Below are 5,372 nucleotides of genomic sequence, written 5' to 3'. Positions count from 1 at the left end.
CCGATGCCCGTCCGGTGTTCGTGTTTCCGGGGCAGGGGTCGCAGTGGGTGGGGATGGCGGTGGAGTTGCTGGAGTCGTCGCCGGTGTTCGCGGGTCGGCTGGCGGAGTGTGAGGCGGCGCTGTCGGGGTTTGTGGACTGGTCGTTGGCGGATGTGCTGGGGGATGGGAGGGCGCTGGGGCGGGTGGATGTGGTGCAGCCGGCGTTGTGGGCGGTGATGGTGTCGTTGGCGGAGGTGTGGCGGGCGTGTGGTGTGGTGCCTGCCGCTGTGGTGGGGCATTCGCAGGGGGAGATCGCGGCTGCGGTGGTGGCGGGTGCGCTGTCGTTGGAGGACGGGGCGCGGGTGGTGGCGCTGCGCTCGCAGGCCATCGCCCGTGGGCTGGCCGGGCACGGCGGCATGATGTCCGTGTCGCTCCCGGTCGAGGACGTGCGGGAGCGGATCGCCGTCTGGGACGGCCGTATCTCCGTGGCGGCCGTCAACGGCCCCGGCGCGGTGGTCGTCTCCGGCGAACCGGAGGCGCTGCGCGAGCTGTTGGCCCAATGCGAGGCGGAGGAGGTACGGGCGAAGCTGATCCCGGTGGACTACGCCTCGCACTCCGCGCAGGTCGAGGAGATCCACGACGAACTGCTCCGGATCCTCGCCCCCATCCGGCCGCGCACCTCGCGGATCGTCTTCCACTCGACCGTCACCGGCGAACCCCTCGACACCGCTGGGCTCGACGCCGCCTACTGGGCGCGCAACCTGCGCGAGACCGTACAGCTCGAAGCGGCCACCCGGGCGCTGCTCACCAGCGGCCACCGGCTGTTCGTGGAGGTGAGCCCGCACCCCGTGCTGGCCGCCGCCATCGAGGCCACCGTCGAGGCCGCCGAGGGCTCGGCCGCCGTCATCGGCACCCTGCGCCGCGAGGAGGGCGGCCCGGAGCGGATGCTGCTCTCGCTCGCCCAGGGCTACGTCCACGGCGCGGAGGTGGACTGGCGGGGGCTGTTCGCCGGACGGGGAGCGAGCCGCGTCGACCTTCCCACGTACGCGTTCCAGCGCACCCGCTACTGGGTCGAGCCCCGGACCGGGCCCGTCGCGGAGGCGGCCACCGGCCCGGCGGAGGCGGAGTTCTGGACCGCGGTCGAGAAGGCCGACCTGGACACGCTGACGGCGACGCTGGGCGCGGACGCCGACGCGCCGCTCAGCGAGGTGGTTCCGCTGCTGTCGTCGTGGCGGTCCCGGCTGAGCGACCAGGCGGCGCTCGACGCCTGGCGTTACCGCATCGGCTGGCAACCGCTCGACGACCGGCGGCCCCTCACGCTCCCGGGCCGCCTGCTGGTCGCGCTGCCCGCCGAGGCCCGCGCCACTGATAAGGAGGGCGCCGGGGCCGGGGCCACCACCACGGGGTGCGCCTACGCCGGGTCCGCCACCACCGGCGCCGCCACCACGGGCCCCACCAACACCAGCCCCGCTGCCGCCGAGGCCATCGCCGCCGGGCTCGCCGCGCTCGGCGTCGAGGTCGTCCCCCTGCGCATCGGCCCGGACGACACCGACCGCGCCCGGCTCGCCGCCCGTATCACCGAGGCCATCGGGGACACCGGGGCGCCCGACGGTGTGGCGTCCCTCCTCGCTCTCGACGAGGCACCGCACCCGGAACACCCCAACGTCCCCACCGGGTTCGCCACCACCCTCGACCTGGTGCGGGCGCTGGGCGAGGCGGGCGTCGACGCGCCCCTGTGGTGTGTCACCCGCGGCGCCGTCTCCACCAGCGCCGCCGACCGTCTCGAAGCCCCCGCGCAGGCCCTCGTCTGGGGCCTGGGTGGTGCGGTCGCCCTGGAGCATCCGCAGCGCTGGGGCGGGCTGATCGATCTGCCCGGGACGCTGGACGAGGGTGCCTTCCGGGCCCTCGCCCGCGCCCTGACCGGCCAGGACGGCGAGGACCAGCTGGCCGTCCGCGCCTCGGGCACCCTCGCCCGGCGGCTCCGGCGGGCCGGGGCCGGCTGCTCCGGTGAGCGCTGGCAGCCCCGCGGCACCGTCCTGATCACCGGCGGCACCGGAGGTGTCGGCGCCCAGATCGCCCGCGGACTGGTCGACGAGGGCGCCGAACACGTGGTGCTCGTCAGCCGCCGTGGCCCCGAGGCCCCCGGCGCGGCCGCGCTGGAGGCCGAACTGACCGAGCGCGGCGCCCGGGTGACCGTCGCCGCGTGCGACGTGGCCGACCGCGGGGCGCTGACACACCTGCTGAACCAGGTCACGCGCGACGGCGCGGACCACCCGCTCACCGCCGTGGTGCACGCCGCGGGCACGCTGGACGACGCCACCGTGGACGCGCTCACCCCCGAGCGGATCGAGGCCGTACTGCGCCCCAAGGTGGCGGGCGCGCGCCATCTGCACGAGCTCACCCGGGACTTGGGTCCGGACCTGGACGCCTTCGTCCTGATCTCCTCGATCGCCGGAACCGTGGGCGCCGCCGGACAGGGCAACTACGCGGCGGCCAGCGCGTATCTCGACGCACTCGCCCAGCTGCGCCGCGCGGACGGCCTGCCCGCCACCTCGGTGGCCTGGAGCGCCTGGGCGGGCGGCGGAATGATCGACGGCGAGGTGGCGGACCAGCTGCGACGCCGTGGCGCGCCGCCCATCGACGGCGTACGGGCGCTGGAGCTGCTGCGGCAGACGGTCGCACGGAGCGATGGCTTCCTCGTCGCGGCCGACATCGACTGGGGCCGTTTCGCCCCCGCCCTGTCCGCCACCCGCCCGCTGCCCCTGCTCGCCGACCTCCCCGAGGCGGGCGGCACCGGGCAGGATCCGGCCGGGGCGGAGCGGGAGGAGGCCGGTGGCGCCGCCGCGCTGCGCACACGGCTCACGGAGCTCAGCCCGGCCGACCGCCACACCGCCCTCGTGGAGCTGGTGAGCGAGCAGGCGGCCGCGGCCCTCGGCTACGCCGACGCGGGCGCGGTCGAGACCGGACGGGCCTTCAAGGAGCTGGGCTTCGACTCGCTCACCGCCGTCGATCTGCGCAACCGGCTGAACGCCGCCACCGGGCTCCGGCTGCCGGTCACCCTCGTCTTCGACTACCCGACCGCCGACGACCTCGCCGTGCTGCTGCGGGAGGAACTCCTGCCCTCGGGCGGGGAGCCCGTGGACACCGCGGCGCTCGCCGAGCTCGACCGCGTCCAGTCCACCCTCGCCGCCCTGGAGCTGGACGACATCGAATCGGCCACCGACGACGAGATGTTCGAGCTGCTCGACGGGATGTTCGAGCTGCTGGGCCGGGATCTGACGGCCCCATGAACCGCCGCGCCACCGCCCCGGCCGCCACCGACGTTCCGGCCCTCTTGAGGAGCTGACGACCATGGACAACGAGAAGAAGCTGCGCGACTACCTCAAGCGGGCCACCGGCCACCTCCGCGCCGCACACCGCCGGATCCAGGAGTTGCAGGCCCCCGAGCCCATCGCCATCGTGGCGATGAACTGCCGCTACGCGGGCGACATCCGGTCCCCCGAGGACCTGTGGCAGGCCGTGGCCGAAGGCCGGGACGGCATGGCCGACTTCCCCGCCGACCGGGGCTGGGACCTGCCGAACCTCTTCGACCCGGACCCCGACCGCGAGGGCCGCACCTACGCCCGCCAGGGCGGATTCCTCCAGGACGTGGACCAGTTCGACCCGGCGTTCTTCGGCATCTCGCCGCGTGAGGCCCTCACCATGGACCCACAGCAGCGGCTGCTGCTGGAAGTGGTCTGGGAGACCTTCGAACGGGCCGGAATCGACCCGGGCACCCTGCGCGGCAGCGACACCGGCATCTTCATGGGCGCCACCGACTTCGACTACGCCCGCGATCTGACCGAACTCCCCGAGGGGCTCGAGGGCCAGATGTCCATGGGCGCCTCGGGCGCCATCCTCTCCGGCCGGGTCGCCTACACCCTGGGCCTGGAGGGACCGGCCGTCACGGTCGACACCATGTGCTCGTCCTCGCTGGTGGCACTGCACATGGCGTGCCAGTCGCTGCGCCAGGGCGACTGCTCGATGGCGCTCACCGGCGGCACCACCGTGATGTCCACGCCGAGCGGCTTCATCGAGTTCAGCCGTCAGCGGGCGCTGTCCACCTCCTCCCGCTGCCAGGCGTTCTCCTCGACGGCCGACGGCACCGCCTGGGGCGAGGGCGTCGGGGTGCTGCTGCTGGAGCGGCTCTCGGACGCCAGCCGCAACGGTCACACCGTGCTCGCGGTGGTGCGCGGCAGCGCCATCAACCAGGACGGCGCCAGCAACGGTCTCACCGCGCCCAACGGCCGTGCCCAGCAGCGGGTGATCCGCCAGGCGCTGGCCAACGCCACCCTGTCCGGGGCCGATGTGGACGTGGTGGAGGCACACGGCACGGGGACGTCGCTGGGCGACCCCATCGAGGCGAACGCCCTGCTGGCCACGTACGGCAGGAACCGCCCGGCCGACCGGCCGCTCTGGCTCGGCTCGCTGAAGTCCAACATCGGCCACACGGCCGCCGCCGCGGGGGTCGGCGGTGTGATCAAGATGGTGCAGGCGATCCGCCACGGGATGCTGCCCAGCACCCTGCACATCGAGGAGCCGTCGCCCAACGTGGACTGGACCTCGGGCGCCGTCGAACTGCTCACCGAGGCCCGGCCGTGGCCGGAGACCGGGCGGGTCCGCCGCGCCGGGGTGTCCGCCTTCGGCGCCAGCGGAACCAACGCCCACGCCATCATCGAGCAGGCCCCCGAGGCCACCGGGCCCGCGGACACGTCAACCGAGGGCGTGGCACCCGTGGGCGGCGCGGCGGTGCCGTGGGTGCTGTCGGCCAAGTCCGAGTCCGGTCTGCGCGGACAGGCGGAGCGGCTGCTGGCACGCCTCGCGGAGGGTTCGGAGCCGTCCCCGGCGGATGTGGGCTTCTCGCTGGCCACCACCCGCGCCCGCTTCGACCACCGTGCGGTGGTGGTCGGTGGCGGCGTCGAGGACTTCCGCGCCGGACTGGCGGCGCTCACCCGGGCCGAGCCCGGCGGCCTGGTGGCCCAGGGCGTGGCGGGCCACGCCGGGAAGCCGGTGTTCGTGTTTCCGGGGCAGGGGTCGCAGTGGGTGGGGATGGCGGTGGAGTTGCTGGAGTCGTCGCCGGTGTTCGCGGGTCGGCTGGCGGAGTGTGAGGCGGTGCTGTCGGGGTTTGTGGACTGGTCGTTGAGTGGTGTGTTGCGGGGTGAGGGTCCGGGGTTGGAGCGGGTGGATGTGGTGCAGCCGGCGTTGTGGGCGGTGATGGTGTCGTTGGCGGAGGTGTGGCGGGCGTGTGGTGTGGTGCCTGCCGCTGTGGTGGGGCATTCGCAGGGGGAGATCGCGGCGGCGGTGGTGGCGGGTGCGCTGTCGTTGGAGGACGGGGCGCGGGTGGTGGCGCTGCG

Annotated in this window: 2 protein-coding genes; both read left to right on the top strand. The window is 74.5% G+C overall.

What is annotated here, in order from left to right; all coding sequences use genetic code 11:
• A partial coding sequence (locus tag ABD329_RS47135) for an SDR family NAD(P)-dependent oxidoreductase (protein WP_344318178.1) occupies positions 1-3,269 on the top strand: 3,269 nt, incomplete at its 5' end.
• Between the two features lie 61 nt (positions 3,270-3,330).
• Positions 3,331-5,372 (top strand): type I polyketide synthase (locus tag ABD329_RS47130; RefSeq protein ID WP_344318177.1); only part of this gene is annotated, 2,042 nt, incomplete at its 3' end.

This window comes from Streptomyces javensis, from assembly GCF_039525925.1.
Taxonomy (GTDB): Bacteria; Actinomycetota; Actinomycetes; order Streptomycetales; family Streptomycetaceae; genus Streptomyces; species Streptomyces asiaticus.
This window is presented reverse-complemented; position numbering and strand designations above follow the sequence as displayed.